The organism is Priestia sp. TGN 0903 (assembly GCF_050846855.1).
GTDB classification, from domain to species: domain Bacteria; phylum Bacillota; class Bacilli; order Bacillales; family Bacillaceae_H; genus Priestia; species Priestia zanthoxyli.
Genome location: NZ_JBOZGL010000005.1, coordinates 29,546 through 49,060, shown reverse-complemented (window position 1 = coordinate 49,060; position 19,515 = coordinate 29,546). Strand labels below are relative to the sequence as shown.

Sequence of the window (19,515 nt, the reverse complement as noted above, 5' to 3'; positions counted from 1 at the left end):
GGAATTTTATATGACAGACCTCTCTTTAAAAGCTTGTAGCTGATATTGCGCCCTTCCTTCTACTTTTCGTTTCTTAAATGCATGAATCTGCCAGTCCTCGGTGACAATAATTTCAACAAAGATTGTCTAGGAGGTTAAGAAATGGAAAAAGAACTTGATTTAAGTCAATATAGCGTGCGCACGGATCTAGCTGTCGAAGCAAAAGACATAGCGTTAGAAAATCAGCCTAAATCGAATAACCAGTCAGAAATCAACGGCGTAATTGTAAAAGAAAAAGAAGAACAAGGTGTCAAAATTTCAATGGTAGAAATTACGGAAGAGGGCGCAGAAGCAATCGGTAAGAAAAAAGGCCGATATGTAACCCTTGAATCGGTAGGCATTCGCGAGCAGGATACTGAAAAGCAAGAGGCTATGGAAGAAGTATTTGCTAAAGAGCTGAATTTTTTTATTAAAAGCCTCAACATTCCAGATGATGCTAGCTGTCTTGTAGTGGGTCTTGGAAACTTAAGTGTGACACCAGATGCGCTTGGACCAAAGGCAGTAGATAATTTGTTGATTACAAGACATTTGTTTGAGTTACAGCCTGAAAGCGTGCAAGATGGCTTTAGACCCGTTAGCGCCATTGTTCCGGGAGTAATGGGAATGACGGGTATTGAGACAAGTGATATTATCTTTGGCGTTGTAAAGAAAGTGAATCCGGATTTTATTATTGCAATCGATGCGCTGGCCGCTCGTTCGATTGAACGGGTAAATGCTACCATTCAAATTTCAGATTCAGGTATTCATCCTGGGTCTGGGGTTGGAAACAAGCGCAAAGAAATCAGTTATGAAACACTTGGCATTCCAGTTATTGCAATAGGTATTCCAACGGTGGTGGATGCTGTGTCCATTACAAGCGATACAATTGACTTTATCTTAAAACATTTCGGCCGAGAAATGAAAGAGCAGGGAAAGCCGTCTAAGTCGCTGCTTCCGTCTGGTATGACGTTTGGAGAAAAAAAGAAGCTCACGGAGGATGATTTACCCAATGAAGAGCAGCGTCAAACGTACCTCGGTATGATTGGCACTCTTCCCGATGAAGAAAAAAGACGTCTTATTCATGAAGTGCTTGCACCTTTAGGTCATAATTTGATGGTTACGCCAAAAGAAGTGGATATGTTTATTGAAGATATGGCTAATGTAGTTGCAGGAGGACTTAACGCTGCTTTGCATCATGAAGTGGACCAAGAGAACTTTGGGGCATATACTCATTAATACGCTTTTAGATGAATGAGTTCTTCAGAATATAGTCATAATGGTTAGTACTACAGAAGATAAAGAAGTAAGGGGCCTAATAATGTGATTAAATTTACTTTAAAATCAGTAGTGCTAACTATTTTTTTACTGTTCGTCGTATTTTTAGGAATGCAGACGGCTCAGCAAGGGCTGATTAAAATGAAGGGATATAATGATCCTTCGATTGAACATGTTATTAATGTGTCTAAAACGTCAGATGGTCAGGTGGAAGCTGCTGTTTTAGGTTCAAAAAAAGTTGTGAACATTGATGAAAAACAGCAGCTTTTAGAAAAACGAAAGGCTTTTAACTTTTTCTCCTCGCTAGGTCAAAGTCTAGCGGAAGGCGTGAAAAGTACAATAGGAAAAGCTTTTAAGGCTATCCATCATCTTCTTAATTAAAAGCAGAATCTCTTTCTGCTTTTTTGTATGGGAAAATCCCCAATGGAATGCTTATTGAATGTTGACGAATGTGTTGTTATAATTTAGTTTAGTGTATTTTGCCGATTTTCAGTAGGAGTGAAAAAAATATGGATAGAGAAGCAAGATTGAAACGACAATCGAAAATCAGAAACTTTTCGATTATTGCTCATATAGACCACGGTAAGTCAACATTAGCAGACCGTATTTTAGAAAAAACAAATGCGTTAACACAGCGAGAAATGAAAGCTCAGCTTTTAGATTCGATGGATTTAGAACGTGAACGTGGAATTACCATTAAATTAAATGCTGTGCAGCTTCAATACAAAGCAAAAGATGGAGAAGAGTATACTTTTCATCTAATTGACACACCGGGACACGTCGATTTTACATATGAAGTGTCGCGAAGTTTAGCCGCGTGTGAAGGTGCTATTCTAGTAGTAGATGCAGCTCAAGGTATTGAAGCTCAAACACTAGCAAACGTATATTTAGCGCTTGATAACAACCTTGAAATTTTACCTGTCATCAATAAGATTGACCTGCCGAGCGCAGAGCCAGAGCGAGTGCGCCAAGAGGTTGAAGACGTAATTGGATTAGATGCGTCGGAAGCTGTATTAGCTTCAGCTAAAGCAGGAATTGGAATCGAAGAAATTTTAGAACAAATTGTTGAAAAAGTTCCTGCTCCTGAAGGGGATCCAGATGCACCGCTTCAAGCGCTAATCTTTGATTCATTTTATGATGCATACCGAGGTGTAGTTGCATCTATTCGTATCGTACAGGGACGAGTAAAAGTAGGCGACAAAATTAAAATGATGGCAACAGGAAAAGAGTTTGAGGTAACGGAGCTAGGTGTGTTAACGCCAAAAGCCGTTGCTAAAGATGAACTTTCTGTTGGCGACGTAGGGTTTTTAACAGCAGCTATTAAAAATGTTGGAGATACGCGAGTAGGGGACACGATTACTCTTGCCAAAAACGGAGCAAGTGAACCTCTTCCTGGCTATCGTCGTCTGAATCCAATGGTATACTGCGGACTGTATCCGATTGATACAGCGAAGTATAATGATCTTCGTGAAGCACTAGAAAAGTTAGAGCTAAATGACTCTGCACTTCAGTTTGAGCCAGAGACGTCTCAGGCCTTAGGGTTTGGTTTCCGATGTGGATTCTTAGGACTGCTTCACATGGAGATTATCCAAGAGCGTATTGAGCGTGAATTTAAAATTGATTTAATTACAACAGCTCCAAGCGTTATTTATGACGTATATTTAACAGACGAGACTCATCTGTCTGTAGATAACCCTTCTAATATGCCGGACCCACAAAAGATTGAACGCGTGGAAGAACCGTATGTGAAGGCCACAATGATGGTACCAAACGATTATGTTGGTGCTGTGATGGAGCTTTGTCAGAAGAAGCGAGGCAACTTTATTGATATGCAGTACTTGGATGCTAATCGCGTGAGTATTGTATACGAAATTCCGCTGGCTGAAATTGTATATGATTTCTTTGATCAACTAAAATCAAATACAAAAGGCTACGCGTCGTTTGACTACGAGCTTATCGGATATCAGCCTTCGAAGCTTGTGAAGATGGATATTCTCTTAAACGGTGAAACGGTCGATGCGCTGTCCTTTATCGTTCACAGAGATTCAGCTTATGATCGTGGTAAAGTCATTGTAGAAAAGCTTAAAGAGCTTATTCCACGTCAACAGTTCGAAGTGCCGATTCAAGCGGCAATCGGTCAAAAAATTGTGGCGCGTTCAACAATTAAAGCCATTCGCAAAAACGTTTTAGCAAAATGTTACGGAGGAGATATCTCTCGTAAACGTAAACTTCTTGAAAAACAAAAAGAAGGTAAAAAACGTATGAAGCAGGTCGGTTCTGTTGAAGTACCGCAGGAAGCATTCATGGCTGTGCTTCGCATGGACGAAGATTAATAGCTGAAATTCTATTATTTAACATGTCAAATTAGTTTTGAAAATGAAGCGAATCTGATACGATAGTAAAGAGTTTTGAGCGCTGTAAATAAGTGTGAACGAACATAGATAAAAATACCGCAGAGAGACTCTGCGGTATTTTTATCATTTATAAATGTGATTGAGGTGAAAGTCCATGGTGAAGGCAGCATATCTGCATATCCCGTTTTGTCATCATATTTGTCACTATTGTGACTTTAATAAAGTGTTTTTCAAAAATCAGCCCGTTATGCCGTATTTGGAAAGCATGCGAGAAGAAATGAAACAAACAGTCGAACGTTATCCAACGACCAATTTGAACACGATATTCGTTGGGGGTGGAACGCCCACAGCCTTAGATGAACAGCAGCTGGAGTATTTTTTAGAATCCATTCGTATGTATCTTCCTTATGATGAGAAAGGTGAGTTTACATTTGAAGCGAATCCGAATGAATTGACAAAAGAAAAGCTTCAGCTTCTCCATGACTATGGCGTGAATCGTTTAAGTATTGGTGTACAAACGTTTAATGAAAGGTTATTGGAGAAAATTGGACGTGTGCATTCAAATAGGCAGGTATTTGATTGTATTGAGCAAGCGAGAAAGATTGGAATGTCGAATATAAGCTTAGACTTAATTTATAGCTTGCCGGAACAAACGGTAGCTGATTTTTCTTCTACGCTTCAAACCGCTTTTTCATTAGAGGTAGAGCATATGTCTGCCTATTCGTTAATTATTGAACCTAAAACGGTATTTTATAATTTAATGAATAAAGGGAAGCTGCCGCTGCCTGCTCAAGAAGAAGAAGCAGCTATGTATGAGCTGCTTATGAAAGAAATGGACAAACAAGGTTTTCATCAATATGAAATCAGTAATTTCGCAAAGTCAGGCTACGAGAGTATTCATAATCTAACATATTGGAACAACGACGATTATTACGGAATTGGTGCAGGCGCACATAGCTATATTGACGGAATAAGACGAGCAAATATTGGACCATTAAAAAAGTACATTGATTCAGTCGAGCAAAAAGGAAATGCATATCTTAATGAAGTGAGCGTGACCGAGGCTGAAAAAATGGAAGAAGAAATGTTTTTGGGCCTTCGTAAAACGAAAGGAGTCTCAAAAGAGGAGTTTAAGCAAAAATTCAATCGAGAATTAAAAGATGTATTTGGAGAACCTATTCAAGAATACAAAGAGAAAGGACTTTTGGGTGAAGACAATAGCTCCGTCTTTTTAACACACAATGGTCGATTTTTGGGGAATGAAGTTTTTCAAGCCTTTATTGGGATAATCTAATACCAAATCGTTGACATCGCTATAGTGATTTGGTAATTTATTATTAGATTTAGCACTCAGAGTTTTAGAGTGCTAACAGAGGTGATGAAGCGTGCTTACTGATCGACAGTTATTAATTTTACAAGTCATTATTGATGATTTCATTCGATCTGCGCAGCCGGTAGGCTCTCGAACATTATCTAAGAAAGAAGAGTTTAATTTTAGTTCGGCTACGATTCGTAATGAGATGTCAGACCTAGAAGAACTTGGATTTATTGAAAAAACTCATACTTCTTCAGGGCGCGTTCCGTCTGAGAAAGGCTATCGTTATTATGTTGATCACCTAGTGTCCCCGCAGCACTTGAAAGCAAGCGATGTTTCTACAGTACGTTCGGTATTTGCTGAGCGCATTGTAGAACTGGAGCAGCTCGTTCAAAAATCAGCGCAAATTTTATCCGATTTAACGAGTTTAACGTCCATTGTGCTAGGGCCAAAAGCGGTCAGCCATAAGTTAAAACAGCTGCAGATTTTACCTTTAACGGCTCAGTCAGCTGTTGCCATTATTGTGACTGATACAGGACACGTTGAAAGTCGGACGATTACGTTACCGAGCAGTATTCAACCTTCCGATATTGAAAAGATGGTTAACATTTTGAACGAAAAGCTCATTGGCGTTCGCATTACTGATTTACATGATAAAATGTACAAAGAAGTAGCGACGCTCTTAAAAAGCCACATTCAAGGGTATGAGCAGACGATGGACATACTCAATGATGCATTAAAGCTCAACATGAATGGCAAATTAGTAGTTGGCGGCAAAACGAATATGTTTGCTCAGCCGGAATTTCATGATCTTAATAAAATTCGCGGGCTGTTCAACATTATTGAACATGAACAGCAGTTTTATAAGCTGCTAAGCCCAAATGAGGCTGGCATACACGTGAAAATTGGTCATGAAAATAAGTTGAATGAAATGGTAGGCTGCAGCTTAATTACAGCTAGTTATTCTTTTGGTCACGAACAGCTCGGCACAATTGCTATACTGGGACCGACCCGCATGGAATATGCGCGTGTGATTAGTTTGCTTACACTGCTATCATCAGATATGTCTCAAGTGTTAACAAACTTGTATAAAGAATAAAGGAATCGGGTGGAATATATTACTTCCATCCTTTCCCTGTGATAAAATAAAAATCGTTGTTTAAAATGTGAAAATGTGTGTAAACATTTAAGGGAGGTGAATGAATTGTCAAACGAAAAGCAAGTAGAAGAACAAAACGAAGAAGTGGTTGAAGAAGTTCAAACAGAAGCTGCTGAAGCAACTGAAGCTGAAGCGTCTGAGGAAGTAAACCCTCTTCAACAAGAAAATGATCAATTAAAGCAACAGCTTGAAGAAGAAGAGAATCGCTACTTACGTCTACAAGCTGATTTCGATAATTTCCGTCGTCGTTCACGTCTCGATGCAGAAGCTGCTCAAAAATACCGTGCTCAATCATTGGTTGCGGATATTTTACCAGCACTTGATAACTTTGAACGTGCATTACAAGTTAACACAGCGGACGAACAAACCAAATCTGTGCTACAAGGTGTAGAAATGGTATACCGTCAATTGGTAGAGGCACTTCAAAAAGAAGGTGTTGAAGCAATTGAGTCAGTTGGGAAAACATTTGATCCATACGAGCACCAAGCAGTGATGCAAGTAGAAGACGATGAATACGAACCGAACACGGTAGTAGAAGAGCTTCAAAAAGGTTACAAATTAAAAGATAAAATCATCCGCCCTGCGATGGTTAAAGTGAATCAATAACACTACATATTATGAAGGAGGTCATTGTCAATGAGTAAGATCATTGGTATCGATTTAGGTACAACTAACTCTTGTGTCGCTGTATTAGAAGGCGGCGAACCAAAAGTAATTCCAAATCCAGAAGGAAACCGTACAACGCCATCAGTTGTGGCATTCAAAAACGGTGAGCGTCAAGTTGGGGAAGTAGCGAAACGTCAAGCTATTACAAACCCTAACACAATTATTTCAGTTAAACGTCATATGGGTACAGACCATAAGGTGGAAGCTGAAGGCAAGCAATACACGCCTCAAGAAATGTCAGCTATCATTCTTCAACATTTAAAAGGTTATGCTGAAGAGTATTTAGGTGAGCCTGTAACAAAAGCTGTTATCACAGTTCCTGCTTACTTTAATGATGCTGAGCGTCAAGCAACAAAAGATGCTGGTAAAATTGCTGGTTTAGAAGTAGAGCGTATTATTAACGAGCCTACTGCAGCAGCGCTTGCATACGGATTAGAAAAAACAGATGAAGATCAAACAGTTTTAGTTTATGACCTTGGTGGCGGTACGTTTGACGTATCTATTCTAGAACTTGGCGACGGCGTGTTTGAAGTTCGCGCAACTGCAGGTGACAATCGCCTTGGTGGTGACGACTTTGACCAAGTAATCATCGACTATTTAGTAGCTGAATTCAAAAAAGAAAACGGCGTTGATTTAAGCAAAGATAAAATGGCGCTTCAACGTTTAAAAGATGCGGCTGAAAAAGCGAAAAAAGATTTATCAGGCGTAACATCTACACAAATTTCTTTACCATTTATCACTGCTGGAGAAGCTGGTCCTCTTCACTTAGAAGTATCTTTATCACGTGCTAAATTTGACGAGTTATCAGCAGGTCTTGTTGAACGTACAATGGCCCCTGTGCGTCAAGCTTTAAAAGATGCAGGTCTTTCTGCAAGCGAACTTGATAAAGTAATCTTAGTTGGTGGTTCAACTCGTATCCCAGCGGTACAAGATGCAATCAAAAAAGAAACTGGTCAAGATCCTCATAAAGGTGTAAACCCTGATGAAGTAGTTGCACTTGGTGCAGCAATTCAAGGTGGCGTATTAACTGGTGATGTAAAAGACGTTGTATTACTAGACGTAACGCCTTTATCACTAGGTATCGAAACAATGGGTGGCGTATTTACAAAGCTAATTGAGCGTAATACGACAATTCCAACAAGCAAATCACAAGTATTCTCAACGGCTGCAGATAGCCAAACGGCTGTAGATATTCACGTTCTTCAAGGTGAGCGTCCAATGTCTGCAGACAATAAAACGCTAGGACGTTTCCAATTAACAGACATTCCTCCTGCACCACGCGGAGTACCTCAAATCGAAGTATCATTCGATATTGATAAGAACGGTATCGTAAACGTTCGTGCAAAAGATTTAGGTACAAACAAAGAGCAGGCGATTACAATTAAATCTTCAACTGGTTTATCAGATGACGAAATCGAACGTATGGTAAAAGAGGCGGAAGAAAACGCAGATGCTGATAAGCAACGTAAAGAAGAAGTGGAACTACGCAACGAAGCAGATCAACTAGTGTTTACAACTGAAAAAACATTAAAAGATCTTGAAGGAAAAGTAGAAGAAGCTGAAGTAACAAAAGCTAACGAAGCAAAAGATGCTTTAAAAGCTGCGATTGAAAAGAATGACCTTGAAGAAATCAAAGCGAAAAAAGATGAACTTCAAGAAATCGTTCAAGCGTTAACTGTAAAATTGTATGAGCAAGCTCAACAAGCTCAGCAAGCCGGTGAACAAGGCGCTCAAAATGATGATGTTGTAGATGCAGAGTTTGAAGAAGTAAACGACGACAAAAAATAATGCATCTTGACGACTAACGTGAATGACGCCATGGTGCGATTCACATCTTTTTAAAAAGTCAAAGTCAAGCTTATTTCTTGGCTTTGACTTTTTTAACGTGGAAAAGCGAAAGGGAAAGTTTTTCTCTTGGCTCTCTGCGTGCACGGGAGCAATAGAAAGTAACTTTTATGTTGCTATGGAATTATTAATAATGATACAATTACGTTTATGTGAAACGATTCGGGAGTGAGTATTGATGAGTAAGCGAGATTACTATGAAGTACTCGGTATCAGTAAGAGCGCTACAAAAGATGAAATAAAAAAAGCATACCGCAAGCTTTCTAAACAATATCATCCAGATATTAATAAAGCGGAAGATGCTGCTGACAAATTTAAAGAAGTAAAAGAAGCATATGAAGTATTGAGTGATGACCAAAAAAAAGCACAATACGATCAATTTGGTCATACTGATCCAAATCAAGGCTTTGGCGGCTTTGGTGGAGGCGGCTCAGACTTTGGCGGCTTCGGCTTTGAAGATATTTTCAGCTCGATCTTTGGTGGTGGTGGTCGCAGACGTGACCCTAATGCTCCGAGACAAGGTGCCGATTTACAATACACGATGACACTTTCTTTTGAAGAAGCTGTTTTCGGAAAAGAAACAACAATTGAAATTCCACGTGAAGAAACGTGTGAAACATGTCACGGTTCAGGTGCAAAACCTGGAACAAAAGTCGATACATGTTCGCACTGTAATGGTTCAGGCCAGTTAAACGTTGAACAAAACACGCCGTTTGGCCGCGTGGTAAATCGACGTGCGTGTCATCATTGTAATGGTACGGGAAAAATCATTAAAGACAAATGTGCAACGTGCCACGGTGACGGTAAAGTAACAAAACGACGTAAAATTAATGTTAAAATTCCAGCTGGTGTAGATGATGGTCAACAGCTGCGCGTTAGTGCTCAAGGAGAACCAGGGGTAAATGGTGGTCCTCCGGGAGATTTATATGTAGTGTTCCACGTGCGCACTCATGAATTCTTTGAACGTGATGGAGACGATATCTACTGCGAAATGCCTTTAACGTTTGCTCAGGCAGCACTAGGTGATGAAGTAGAAGTACCAACTCTACACGGCAAGGTGAAGCTGAAGATTCCTGCTGGTACACAAACGGGGACGAAATTCCGTTTAAAAGGAAAAGGTGTGGCAAACGTACGAGGGTATGGTCAAGGAGATCAGCATATTCACGTTCGCGTTGTAACGCCAACAAAAATATCAGAAAAACAAAAACAATTATTGCGTGAGTTCGCTGAACTGAGCGGTCAAGAAGCCGTTGATGAGCAGCATGATTCCTTTTTTGCAAAAGTAAAACGAGCAATTAAAGGGGAATAATTGTCTTTCATAATAAACAGAGACAGGTTGGTAAAGGTACTTTGCCAACCTGTCATCTGTCATGTTCATATTTAAAATCCTATATTACTGAAGGCAGAAAGGATGAAGTTGGTAGCAATGAAATGGTCTGAAATTTGTATTCATACAGCGCAAGAAGCAATTGAACCCATCTCTCATATTTTACATGAATCAGGAGCTAGCGGGGTAGTCATTGAAGATCCTGCTGATTTAGTGAAGGACAGAGATACAACTTTTGGTGAAATCTATGATTTAAACGTAGAAGACTACCCAGAGGAAGGTGTAGTGATTAAAGCATACCTTCCAGTTAACAGCTTTTTAGCAGAAACTGTGGATGGTATCAAAAAAGAAATTAATGGACTGCTTGTTTACGACTTTGATTTAGGAGCTAACAAAGTTACGATCAGTGAAGTGAACGAGGAAGAGTGGGCCACTGCTTGGAAAAAATATTACCACCCTGTGAAAATTTCAGAGCGTTTTACGATTGTACCAACTTGGGAAAACTATGAAAAAGTAAGCACAGATGAATTGATTATCGAGCTTGATCCCGGAATGGCTTTTGGTACAGGTACGCATCCAACGACGGTTATGTCTCTTCAAGCATTGGAAAGAACAGTGAAAGCAGGAGATACCGTTATTGACGTGGGTACAGGCTCAGGAGTGCTAAGTATTGGCGCAGCCCTGTTAGGAGCAAGTAATGTACAAGCTCTAGATCTTGATGAAGTAGCCGTACGTTCTGCCCGCGAAAATATTGAACTGAATCAAGTTGGAAATATCGTAACAGTAGGTCAAAACAACTTATTGCAAGGCATAGAAGGGCCGGTTGACATTGTTGTGGCGAATATTCTAGCTGAGGTAATCGTTCGTTTTGTAGACGATGCTGCAAAGGTATTAAAGCCAGGAGGCATGTTCATTACATCAGGTATTATTAGTGCGAAAAAAGAAGATGTCAAAAAAGCGTTAACGGAAGCGGGCTTTGTTATTCAAGAAGTAACGCTTATGGAAGACTGGGTAGCAATTATTGCGCAAAAACAAGCTTAACAAGTGAGAAGGTGTCAAGATGCAACGTTATTTTCTGTCAAATGATCAATTTCAAGAGCAAAATGTCACAGTGACACAAGATGATGCCCATCATATCTCACGCGTCATGAGAATGAATGAAGGATCACAGTTTATTGCCTGTAATGAACAGGGGCAAGCTGCTTTGTGTGAAATTGAAAATATTTCCGCTAACGAAGTGAAAGCATCTATTATAGAATGGATAAGCGAAGAAAAAGAGCTTCCAGTCCATGTTACAATTGTGAACGGTCTGCCTAAAGGGGATAAGCTCGAGCTTATTATCCAAAAAGGGACAGAACTTGGGGCGTATAGGTTTATCCCTTTTATTGCGGCTCGTTCAGTTGTTAAATGGGATGATAAAAAGAGCCAAAAAAAAGTAGATCGCTGGAATAAGATTGCTAAAGAGGCTGCAGAACAATCTCATCGTACGATTGTACCAGCAGTAGAAGCCCCAATTTCTTTTAAGAAACTAGTAGAAATTAGCGGTGACTATACTCATAAAGTTGTAGCCTATGAAGAAAGAGCAAAGCAAGGAGAAACATCTCATCTGCATGCTGTTCTTTCAGCCTTAAAACCCGGAAATTCCGTGCTTGTGGTTGTAGGCCCCGAGGGTGGTTTGACCGAGCAGGAAGTAGAAGTATTAGAAGAAAATGAATTTACAATAAGCGGATTTGGTCCGCGGATTTTACGAGCAGAAACAGCTCCTTTATATGCGCTGTCTGCTATATCTTATCAAACTGAGTTAATGAGGTGACGATTATGTCAACAGTTGCTTTTCACACGCTAGGGTGTAAAGTAAATCACTATGAAACAGAAGCAATTTGGCAATTGTTCAAAGGCCAAGGCTATGAGCGTGTTGAATATGAACAAACTGCCGATGTATATGTAATTAATACATGTACGGTAACAAATACAGGAGATAAAAAGAGCCGTCAAGTTATTCGCAGAGCTGTGCGAAAAAATCCAGATGCGGTTATTTGTGTAACTGGATGTTATGCTCAAACTTCGCCAGCTGAAATTATGGCCATTCCTGGTGTTGATATCGTAGTAGGTACACAAGATCGTGTTAAGATGCTTGATTATATTGAACAATTTAAAAAAGAGCGTCAGCCGATTAACGGTGTAGGAAACATTATGAAAACACGCGTATATGAAGAGCTAGATGTACCGGCATTTACAGACCGTACGCGTGCTTCGTTAAAAATTCAAGAAGGCTGTAACAACTTCTGTACATTCTGTATTATTCCATGGGCACGCGGTTTAATGCGATCTCGTGATCCTAAAGAAGTAGTAGCACAAGCACAGCAGCTAGTGGATGCAGGCTATAAAGAAATCGTGTTAACAGGTATTCACACTGGCGGATACGGAGAAGACATGAAAGATTACAATCTTGCCCAGCTTCTTCGTGATTTAGAGTCTCAAGTAAAAGGATTAAAACGCATTCGTATTTCGTCAATTGAAGCTAGTCAAATTACGGACGAAGTGATAGAGGTACTAGATCAGTCAGAAATGGTTGTACGTCATTTGCATATCCCTCTTCAATCAGGTTCAAATACGGTATTGAAGCGCATGCGTCGTAAGTATACAATGGAGTTCTTTGGCGAGCGCTTAAACCGTCTGAAAGAAGCTCTTCCTGGATTAGCGATTACATCAGATGTGATTGTCGGGTTCCCAGGTGAGACAGAAGAAGAGTTTATGGAGACGTATAACTTTATTAAAGAGCACGGTTTTTCAGAGCTTCACGTATTCCCGTATTCTAAACGTACAGGTACGCCAGCAGCTCGTATGACCGACCAGATTGATGAAGAAGTAAAAAATCAACGTGTGCACCGTTTAATCGAACTTTCAAACCAATTGGCAAAAAAATATGCTTCAACGTTTGAAGGAGAAGTACTGGAAGTAATTCCGGAAGAAAAATATAAAGAAGATCCTGAAAGTGGTTTATATGTAGGATATACTGATAACTACTTAAAGGTAGTGTTTAAAGCTTCAGAAGAAATGGTTGGAAAGCTTGTAAAAGTGAAAATTTCAAAAGCTGGATATCCTTATAATGAAGGTGAGTTTGTTCGCGTGCTAGATGAGGTTCATCTTCAAGATCAGGTGAAAATGAGCTCATAACACTTATTGGAAAGCTGCGTGTTTGCGCAGCTTTTTTCATACGTATAAAACAGCTGAGCGAGTAATGTTTTATCAAGAAAGTTCATAAAATAAAGGGGGAATAACTGCATTACTTTATGTAAAGCGGTTGACCTTAAGGAATCATTATATTATAATTGCAAAAGACATGTCTAACATGTCATTTCATTATGATGTTAGTGGTTTTGTTCGGAGGGAGGGAATTAGAATGTCAAGAACAGTTGTTCGTAAAAACGAATCGCTTGAAGATGCTCTTCGTCGCTTCAAACGTTCAGTTTCAAAAACTGGTACGTTACAAGAAGCAAGAAAGCGCGAATTCTATGAAAAGCCTAGCGTAAAGCGTAAGAAGAAATCTGAAGCTGCTAGAAAACGCAAGTTCTAATAAGAGGGTGGATTTATGAGTCTTCTCGAGCGTTTAAATAGTGATATGAAACAAGCGATGAAAAACAAAGAGAAAGAGAAGCTTGGGGTCATTCGTATGGTCAAAGCATCTCTTCAAAACGAAGCCATTAAGTTAGGCACTGACCTAACTGAAGCAGACGAGTTGACGGTTATTTCTCGCGAATTCAAACAACGTAAAGACTCCCTCCATGAATTTGAGAAAGCAGGTCGTCAAGATCTTGTTGATAAAATTCATTCTGAATTAGCGGTTTTAGAAGTTTACGCTCCTAAACAGCTAACTGAAGAAGAGTTATCTGAAATTATTAAAACGACGATTGAAGAAACGCAGTCTTCCTCTAAAGCTGATATGGGGAAAGTTATGGGAGCGCTTATGCCGAAAGTAAAAGGCAAAGCGGATGGCTCTCTTGTTAATAAGCTTGTCCTTCAACACTTATCATAAAAAACACCTTACCTTGTGTAAGGTGTTTTTTATATAGATAATATACGAACGCATGTTTTGTTTCTCTAGTGCAAAGAATAAAATAGATAAATTTTAAAAAATTTGAAACTATTGTTAAAGTTATTCGTATATACAGATACATACTCATACTATCTATGGAAGGAGGGAAGTGTATTCGGTGAAAACCTTATTTTCTTTCGTGTGCTTTCTTATTTTAGCCACTGGGTTATTCCCCACTATTAGCACCGCTGACGTGAAGCATGTACACGTTATTCCTGTCAATAAAACGGTAGAAAATGGACTGCTTTCTTTTTTAAACAGATCCATTGAAGATGCGGAAAATGACGGTGCAGATTTGATTATATTGGACATAGATACTCCTGGAGGAGCTGTAGATGCAGCTTCTGAAATAGCTAAAAGCTTAACCTCAACACCTATTCCTACCGCTGCTTTTGTCGACAAAAAAGCATTATCGGCCGGAGCGTATATTGCACTTAACGCCGATCAAATTTATATGACACCCGGTTCTACAATGGGATCGGCAGCTGTGATTGACCAACAGGGAAATGCAGCAGGAAAAAAAGCTCAGTCCTACTGGTTATCGGCTATGAAGAGCGCAGCAGAACAAAATAACCGAAACCCTAAATATGCAGAAGCGATGGCAAACACAAAGATGGTCATACCTGAGCTCAACTTAAAAGGAAACGAATTGTTGACGCTAACTCCGAAGCAAGCCGAGCAAGTTGGTTATTCAGAAGGAACTGTAAAAAATTTAGATAATCTCCTGAGCGTGCTTGGCTATGAAGATGCTAAACTGACGTATGCAAAAATGAGTGTAAGTGAACAAATTGCTCGTTTTCTTACCCATCCGCTTGTTGTTCCCATTTTATTATCTATTGGTGCTTTAGGAATTGTAATTGAATTGTTTACGCCTTCATTTGGTATTGCGGGCTCGATTGGAGTAGCTTCACTTCTTTTATTTTTCTATGGTCATATGGTAGCAGGATTAGCAGGAATGGAAGCCCTCGTTTTATTTATAGCAGGAATTATACTGCTTCTATTAGAGATTGTAGTGCCAGGCGGCGTTTTAGGGCTGCTAGGGCTTGGAGCTATCATTTTAAGTTTTTTTATGTCAACAGATAATAATGTCGAAATGGGAATTTCTCTTGTAATTGCAATAGTGGTGGCACTGGGAGGTGCGTTTGTGATGATGAAATTTTTTAAAAGAAAGCTTACACCTTTCAAAAAAATGGTGCTTAATGATTCACTTAATACCGAATCTGGTTATGTATCGAATCAAAATCGGTATGAATTAATAGGAAAACAAGGTAAAACAACAACACCGCTGCGTCCTTCAGGCACCGTGCTCATCGATGAAGAGTATGTGGATGTAGTCACTGAAGGCGGATATTTAGACAAAGATGTGTTAGTAAATATTATAAAAGTAGAGGGATCAAGGGTTGTGGTGCGGAAGCTCACAGAGCCTTTGAAAAAGGAGGACCTTAATTAATGGAAGCAGGTAGCGTATTGTTTTTTGTAGTTATTGGCCTAGCAATTATTGCTTTAGCTGTTTTTTTCACTTTTGTACCGATTATGTTATGGATCTCAGCATTAGCAGCAGGCGTTCGTATTAGTATTTTCACACTGGTCGGAATGAGACTTCGTCGAGTGATACCATCTCGCGTTGTAAACCCGTTAATTAAAGCAAGCAAAGCCGGTTTAGGTATTACCATTAATCAATTAGAAAGCCACTATTTAGCAGGCGGTAACGTGGACCGCGTGGTAAATGCGTTGATTGCAGCGCACCGAGCAAATATTGAGTTAACATTTGAGCGCGGAGCAGCTATCGACTTAGCGGGCCGTGATGTGCTAGAAGCTGTACAAATGAGCGTTAATCCAAAAGTTATTGAAACACCTTTTATTGCAGGGGTGGCTATGGATGGAATCGAAGTCAAAGCAAAAGCCCGAATTACCGTTCGTGCAAACATTGATCGACTAGTAGGGGGAGCTGGAGAAGAAACGATTATTGCCCGTGTTGGCGAGGGGATTGTTTCTACAATCGGTTCACAAAAAGATCACAAAAAAGTATTGGAAAACCCTGATATGATCTCTCAAACGGTTTTAGGAAAAGGGTTGGATTCCGGAACAGCGTTTGAAATCTTATCCATTGATATTGCTGATATCGACATTGGTAAAAATATTGGGGCAGTTCTTCAAACAGACCAAGCAGAAGCAGATAAAAATATTGCCCAAGCAAAAGCCGAAGAACGTCGTGCTATGGCCGTTGCTCAAGAACAAGAAATGCGTGCAAAAGTAGAAGAAATGCGTGCAAAAGTAGTAGAAGCAGAAGCAGAAGTACCATTAGCGATGGCAGAAGCACTGCGCTCTGGCAATATTGGCGTCATGGATTATATGAATATTCAAAACTTGACTGCTGATACGGATATGCGTGATTCAATTGGAAAAATGTCTAAAGAAGACGATGAGAAATAATGAATCAGTTTAACAAGGAGGTTTTCTCCTAATGAATATCGTTGAAACGCTTATTAAACTAATTATTAATAATGCTTTCATTTTTGTCATCATTGGAGGGATTATTTTTAACGTTGTGCAGCGTTTTATGGCTCAGTCAAAAGAGGAAGAACAGCAGCGTTCTAAAAGAGCTCCTATGCCTCCTGTAAACAATCCTTCAAGGCGGGAAAGACCTAGATATCGCCCTGTCAAAGAAGAGCCAAAAACAGCTCGTATGGAGCCAGAAACTGTTCCTTCAGCGGAAACAAATCCTTTGCAAGAAAAACTGGAAGAGCTAAAAAACCGTTCGTATCATGAACCTTCTATTCAAAAGAAAATCGCAGTTGAAAAACCAAAAATAACTGATGAGAAAAACGTTTTTAAGCCCATTTCTCGTAAAGAAGCTGTTCAAGGAGTGATATGGTCCGAAATTCTAGGGCCGCCAAAATCGAAACAACGTAAATATAAACGATAAATAGATGTGATACATTAACCCCCTTTCTCATAAACATGAGATGAAAGGGGGTTCTTTTTATGAGCAAAAAGTGGAGACACCAAATGAAAAGATGGATGACAAAAACAATGGAACTACCCGCTGATGTATTAATGGATCTTCCCCGTATTACGTTAGTTGGACAAATACACATTTATATTGAAAATCATAAAGGTTTATTAGCCTTTTCTGATACTGAAATACGCGTGTTACTAAAACAGGGACAAATGTTAATTCGAGGTGAAGGACTGGTCATTAAAGTAATACTGCCAGAAGAACTGGTTTTAGAAGGTAAAATCAATCAAGTTCTTTATTTAGAACAATAACACAAGGAGGAAAAAAATGAAGAATGGATGGACAAACTTTGTTATTGGTACCGTACGTATTCGAATTGTTGGAAAAGGAATTGAACGTTTTTTAAATAATTGTGTGAGACAACAGATTATGATTTCGAATGTCCATAAAGTTGACGGTCAGCTAGCGACAGCAACGATATTATTGAAAGATGTAAAGAAAATTCGTATACTAATTCGCAACGCAGACTGTAAAATTTATTTTATAAGAGGCCGAGGTTTTCCTTTTTTAACAAAACGAGTGATTAAAAATAGTGGATTTGCTTTAGGTTTTCTTTCTTTTTTTATTATTCTTGGTTTGCTTTCCAACATGGTGTGGAAAGTGGAAATTAGCGGTGCAGAACCACAAACAGAACATCAAATGACGAAGCAGCTGGCCAAAATAGGTGTAAAAAGAGGAGAGTTTCAATTTCTGTTAGAGAGTCCTGAAAAAATTCAGCGCTATTTAACGGATAATATGAACAATATTACCTGGGTGGGAGTAGAAGTGCGCGGCACTTCTTATCACTTCCAAGTGGTTGAAAAAAATGAGCCCAAGCCTCAGCAAAAAACACCTTACCAACATTTAATTGCTAAAAAGAAAGCTATTATTACGAATTTGTTTGTCGAAAAAGGACAACCTTTAGTCAAGGTTAATGATTTTGTCAACGAAGGCGAGGTCTTAGTTTCCGGTATTATTGGAAACGAAAAAAATAAAAAAGTAGTAGCTGCTAAAGGAAAAGTCTACGGTGAAACATGGTATAAGTCTGAGGTGGAAGTGCCTCTAAAAACTGATTTTCAAGTATTAACGGGTAATGGATATACGAAGCACTATTTAGATTTTCAAGCTTTTAAAATGCCTCTTTGGGCTTTTAACAAAGAGAAATACGGCTCAAAGGTGACAGAAAAAGTGGAGCATCCACTCTATTTTTTTAAATGGAAATTACCTCTGTCGTATGAGAAAGTTGCTGTACGAGAAGAACAGAATTCGCAGCGCGTCTATTCTAAACAAGAGGCGGTGGAAAAAGCTTTGGAAATCGGTCGAAAAAAATTACTATCAACTTTAGGTGAGGATGCTAAAATAAAAGGTGAAAAAGTTTTGCACCAAGAACAGGACAATGGTAAAGTTAGATTATCAATACATTACCAAGTTATAGAAAATATTGCGAACACTCAACCAATTATTCAAGGAGATTGATGAATGTCAGAACAGCTAGTAACAATTAACGTACAACTTGATGATTCAAACGAAGCCATTTCATTATTTGGCGTACAAGATGCGAATTTAAAGCGAATTGAAGAAGAAATGCAGGTCTCGATCATTTCAAGAGGTGAGACTGTTGTAGTCTCCGGAAGTACAGAAAATGTTCAGCTAGTGGAAGAAATGCTTAAAAAGTTACTGAACATTATCCGCAAAAATATTTCCATATCTGAACGAGATGTTGTGTATGCGATTCAATTAGCTAAGAAAAATTCTCTCGAGTTTTTTGAAGATGTATATGAAGAAGAGATTGGTAAAAACGTAAAAGGTAAGACTATTCGTGTTAAGACATTAGGACAAAGTCACTACATTTCTGCTATTAAGAAAAATGATTTGGTATTTGGAATTGGGCCTGCTGGTACCGGTAAAACGTATTTAGCCGTTGTCATGGCCGTTAATGCTCTTAAAAATGGTCACGTACAGCGTATTATTTTAACACGTCCTGCTGTTGAAGCAGGTGAAAGTCTTGGCTTCTTGCCAGGAGATTTGAAAGAAAAAGTGGATCCGTACTTGCGGCCTCTGTACGATGCATTACATGATGTATTAGGAACAGAACATACGCAACGCCTAATCGAACGCGGAGTTATTGAAATAGCACCCCTTGCTTACATGCGAGGTCGTACACTAGATGATGCGTTTGTTATCTTAGACGAAGCACAAAACACCACGATGGCGCAAATGAAGATGTTTTTAACACGACTAGGATTTGGGTCTAAAATGGTGATTACAGGAGATATTTCACAAATTGATTTACCAAAAGGAGCTCAGTCTGGTCTAGCGGCTGTCTCGAAAATCCTGACCAATGTTAAAGGTATTTCGTTTGTTCATCTAGAACAGTCAGATGTTGTGCGCCATCCACTTGTGGGACGCATCATTCAAGCGTACGAACAAGCTGACCAAAAGACCCTTTCTTAATAGGGTCT

General features: G+C 39.3%; 19 protein-coding genes. All 19 read left to right on the top strand.

Translation table 11 applies throughout. The annotated features are described in order from the left end of the window. Positions 1 to 141: 141 nt before the first annotated feature. The 19 genes from gpr (at position 142) to ACRPLY_RS17645 (ending at position 19,507) form a co-directional block, all read left to right on the top strand. A complete protein-coding gene (gene gpr / locus ACRPLY_RS17735; RefSeq protein ID WP_367077782.1) occupies positions 142 to 1,254 on the top strand; it encodes a GPR endopeptidase in 1,113 nt (370 codons plus the stop codon). Positions 1,255 to 1,338: 84 nt separating this feature from the next. Next, positions 1,339 to 1,674, top strand: coding sequence for a YqxA family protein (locus ACRPLY_RS17730; protein WP_028411657.1), 336 nt, complete (start codon positions 1,339 to 1,341; stop codon positions 1,672 to 1,674). A gap of 128 nt (positions 1,675 to 1,802) precedes the next feature. Further along, entirely contained in the window at positions 1,803 to 3,626 is a 1,824-nt protein-coding gene (lepA, locus tag ACRPLY_RS17725; protein WP_013059246.1) for a translation elongation factor 4, read from the top strand. Between the two features lie 175 nt (positions 3,627 to 3,801). Continuing rightward, positions 3,802 to 4,941 (top strand): radical SAM family heme chaperone HemW, encoded by a 1,140-nt coding sequence (gene hemW, locus ACRPLY_RS17720; protein WP_047749825.1) that lies wholly within the window; start codon positions 3,802 to 3,804, stop codon positions 4,939 to 4,941. Positions 4,942 to 5,032: 91 nt separating this feature from the next. Further along, positions 5,033 to 6,061, top strand: coding sequence for a heat-inducible transcriptional repressor HrcA (hrcA, locus tag ACRPLY_RS17715; protein ID WP_013059244.1), 1,029 nt, complete (start codon positions 5,033 to 5,035; stop codon positions 6,059 to 6,061). Positions 6,062 to 6,166: 105 nt separating this feature from the next. Then, complete coding sequence (gene grpE, locus ACRPLY_RS17710; protein WP_028411655.1) at positions 6,167 to 6,727, top strand: nucleotide exchange factor GrpE; 561 nt, start codon at positions 6,167 to 6,169, stop codon at positions 6,725 to 6,727. A gap of 30 nt (positions 6,728 to 6,757) precedes the next feature. Then, the gene (gene dnaK / locus ACRPLY_RS17705; protein WP_014458181.1) at positions 6,758 to 8,575 is read left to right on the top strand and encodes a molecular chaperone DnaK; all 1,818 of its coding nucleotides are present in this window, start codon (positions 6,758 to 6,760) and stop codon (positions 8,573 to 8,575) included. 235 nt (positions 8,576 to 8,810) lie between these two features. Beyond that, positions 8,811 to 9,941 (top strand): molecular chaperone DnaJ, encoded by a 1,131-nt coding sequence (gene dnaJ, locus ACRPLY_RS17700; protein WP_013059241.1) that lies wholly within the window; start codon positions 8,811 to 8,813, stop codon positions 9,939 to 9,941. A 117-nt stretch (positions 9,942 to 10,058) separates the two neighbouring features. Then, the gene (gene prmA, locus ACRPLY_RS17695) at positions 10,059 to 11,000 is read left to right on the top strand and encodes a 50S ribosomal protein L11 methyltransferase (protein ID WP_257041515.1); all 942 of its coding nucleotides are present in this window, start codon (positions 10,059 to 10,061) and stop codon (positions 10,998 to 11,000) included. Between the two features lie 19 nt (positions 11,001 to 11,019). Next, the gene (locus ACRPLY_RS17690; protein WP_257041516.1) at positions 11,020 to 11,772 is read left to right on the top strand and encodes a 16S rRNA (uracil(1498)-N(3))-methyltransferase; all 753 of its coding nucleotides are present in this window, start codon (positions 11,020 to 11,022) and stop codon (positions 11,770 to 11,772) included. A 5-nt stretch (positions 11,773 to 11,777) separates the two neighbouring features. Continuing rightward, positions 11,778 to 13,136, top strand: a complete 1,359-nt coding sequence (gene mtaB / locus ACRPLY_RS17685) for a tRNA (N(6)-L-threonylcarbamoyladenosine(37)-C(2))-methylthiotransferase MtaB (protein WP_367077784.1) — start codon at positions 11,778 to 11,780, stop codon at positions 13,134 to 13,136. A 226-nt stretch (positions 13,137 to 13,362) separates the two neighbouring features. After that, positions 13,363 to 13,536, top strand: coding sequence for a 30S ribosomal protein S21 (gene rpsU, locus ACRPLY_RS17680; RefSeq protein ID WP_013059237.1), 174 nt, complete (start codon positions 13,363 to 13,365; stop codon positions 13,534 to 13,536). 15 nt (positions 13,537 to 13,551) lie between these two features. After that, entirely contained in the window at positions 13,552 to 13,995 is a 444-nt protein-coding gene (locus tag ACRPLY_RS17675; protein ID WP_013059236.1) for a GatB/YqeY domain-containing protein, read from the top strand. Between the two features lie 178 nt (positions 13,996 to 14,173). Beyond that, positions 14,174 to 15,505, top strand: a complete 1,332-nt coding sequence (locus ACRPLY_RS17670; RefSeq protein WP_367077785.1) for an NfeD family protein — start codon at positions 14,174 to 14,176, stop codon at positions 15,503 to 15,505. After that, the gene (floA, locus tag ACRPLY_RS17665; RefSeq protein ID WP_028411651.1) at positions 15,505 to 16,488 is read left to right on the top strand and encodes a flotillin-like protein FloA; all 984 of its coding nucleotides are present in this window, start codon (positions 15,505 to 15,507) and stop codon (positions 16,486 to 16,488) included. Before ACRPLY_RS17670 ends, floA begins: the two co-directional genes overlap by 1 nt. Before the next feature lie 31 nt (positions 16,489 to 16,519). Continuing rightward, positions 16,520 to 16,981, top strand: a complete 462-nt coding sequence (locus ACRPLY_RS17660) for a hypothetical protein (protein WP_033579678.1) — start codon at positions 16,520 to 16,522, stop codon at positions 16,979 to 16,981. Positions 16,982 to 17,040: 59 nt separating this feature from the next. Further along, on the top strand, positions 17,041 to 17,325 hold the full coding sequence (yqfC, locus tag ACRPLY_RS17655; protein ID WP_013059232.1) for a sporulation protein YqfC: 285 nt from the start codon (positions 17,041 to 17,043) through the stop codon (positions 17,323 to 17,325). Between the two features lie 16 nt (positions 17,326 to 17,341). Continuing rightward, positions 17,342 to 18,529, top strand: coding sequence for a sporulation protein YqfD (gene yqfD, locus ACRPLY_RS17650; RefSeq protein WP_028411649.1), 1,188 nt, complete (start codon positions 17,342 to 17,344; stop codon positions 18,527 to 18,529). Positions 18,530 to 18,532: 3 nt separating this feature from the next. Then, positions 18,533 to 19,507: a PhoH family protein gene (locus tag ACRPLY_RS17645; RefSeq protein ID WP_033579680.1), complete on the top strand. Its 975-nt coding sequence runs from the start codon at positions 18,533 to 18,535 to the stop codon at positions 19,505 to 19,507. The last annotated feature ends 8 nt before the right edge of the window (positions 19,508 to 19,515 follow it).

What these genes read in the sequence shown, in the direction of transcription:
- gpr (WP_367077782.1), top strand. Translation starts at nt 142, where the DNA reads ATGGAAAAAGAACTTGATTTAAGTCAATATAGCGTGCGCACGGATCTA.
- lepA (WP_013059246.1), top strand. Translation starts at nt 1,803, where the DNA reads ATGGATAGAGAAGCAAGATTGAAACGACAATCGAAAATCAGAAACTTT.
- hemW (WP_047749825.1), top strand. Translation starts at nt 3,802, where the DNA reads ATGGTGAAGGCAGCATATCTGCATATCCCGTTTTGTCATCATATTTGT.
- dnaK (WP_014458181.1), top strand. Translation starts at nt 6,758, where the DNA reads ATGAGTAAGATCATTGGTATCGATTTAGGTACAACTAACTCTTGTGTC.
- dnaJ (WP_013059241.1), top strand. Translation starts at nt 8,811, where the DNA reads ATGAGTAAGCGAGATTACTATGAAGTACTCGGTATCAGTAAGAGCGCT.
- prmA (WP_257041515.1), top strand. Translation starts at nt 10,059, where the DNA reads ATGAAATGGTCTGAAATTTGTATTCATACAGCGCAAGAAGCAATTGAA.
- ACRPLY_RS17690 (WP_257041516.1), top strand. Translation starts at nt 11,020, where the DNA reads ATGCAACGTTATTTTCTGTCAAATGATCAATTTCAAGAGCAAAATGTC.
- mtaB (WP_367077784.1), top strand. Translation starts at nt 11,778, where the DNA reads ATGTCAACAGTTGCTTTTCACACGCTAGGGTGTAAAGTAAATCACTAT.
- rpsU (WP_013059237.1), top strand. Translation starts at nt 13,363, where the DNA reads ATGTCAAGAACAGTTGTTCGTAAAAACGAATCGCTTGAAGATGCTCTT.
- ACRPLY_RS17675 (WP_013059236.1), top strand. Translation starts at nt 13,552, where the DNA reads ATGAGTCTTCTCGAGCGTTTAAATAGTGATATGAAACAAGCGATGAAA.
- floA (WP_028411651.1), top strand. Translation starts at nt 15,505, where the DNA reads ATGGAAGCAGGTAGCGTATTGTTTTTTGTAGTTATTGGCCTAGCAATT.
- ACRPLY_RS17660 (WP_033579678.1), top strand. Translation starts at nt 16,520, where the DNA reads ATGAATATCGTTGAAACGCTTATTAAACTAATTATTAATAATGCTTTC.
- yqfC (WP_013059232.1), top strand. Translation starts at nt 17,041, where the DNA reads ATGAGCAAAAAGTGGAGACACCAAATGAAAAGATGGATGACAAAAACA.
- yqfD (WP_028411649.1), top strand. Translation starts at nt 17,342, where the DNA reads ATGAAGAATGGATGGACAAACTTTGTTATTGGTACCGTACGTATTCGA.
- ACRPLY_RS17645 (WP_033579680.1), top strand. Translation starts at nt 18,533, where the DNA reads ATGTCAGAACAGCTAGTAACAATTAACGTACAACTTGATGATTCAAAC.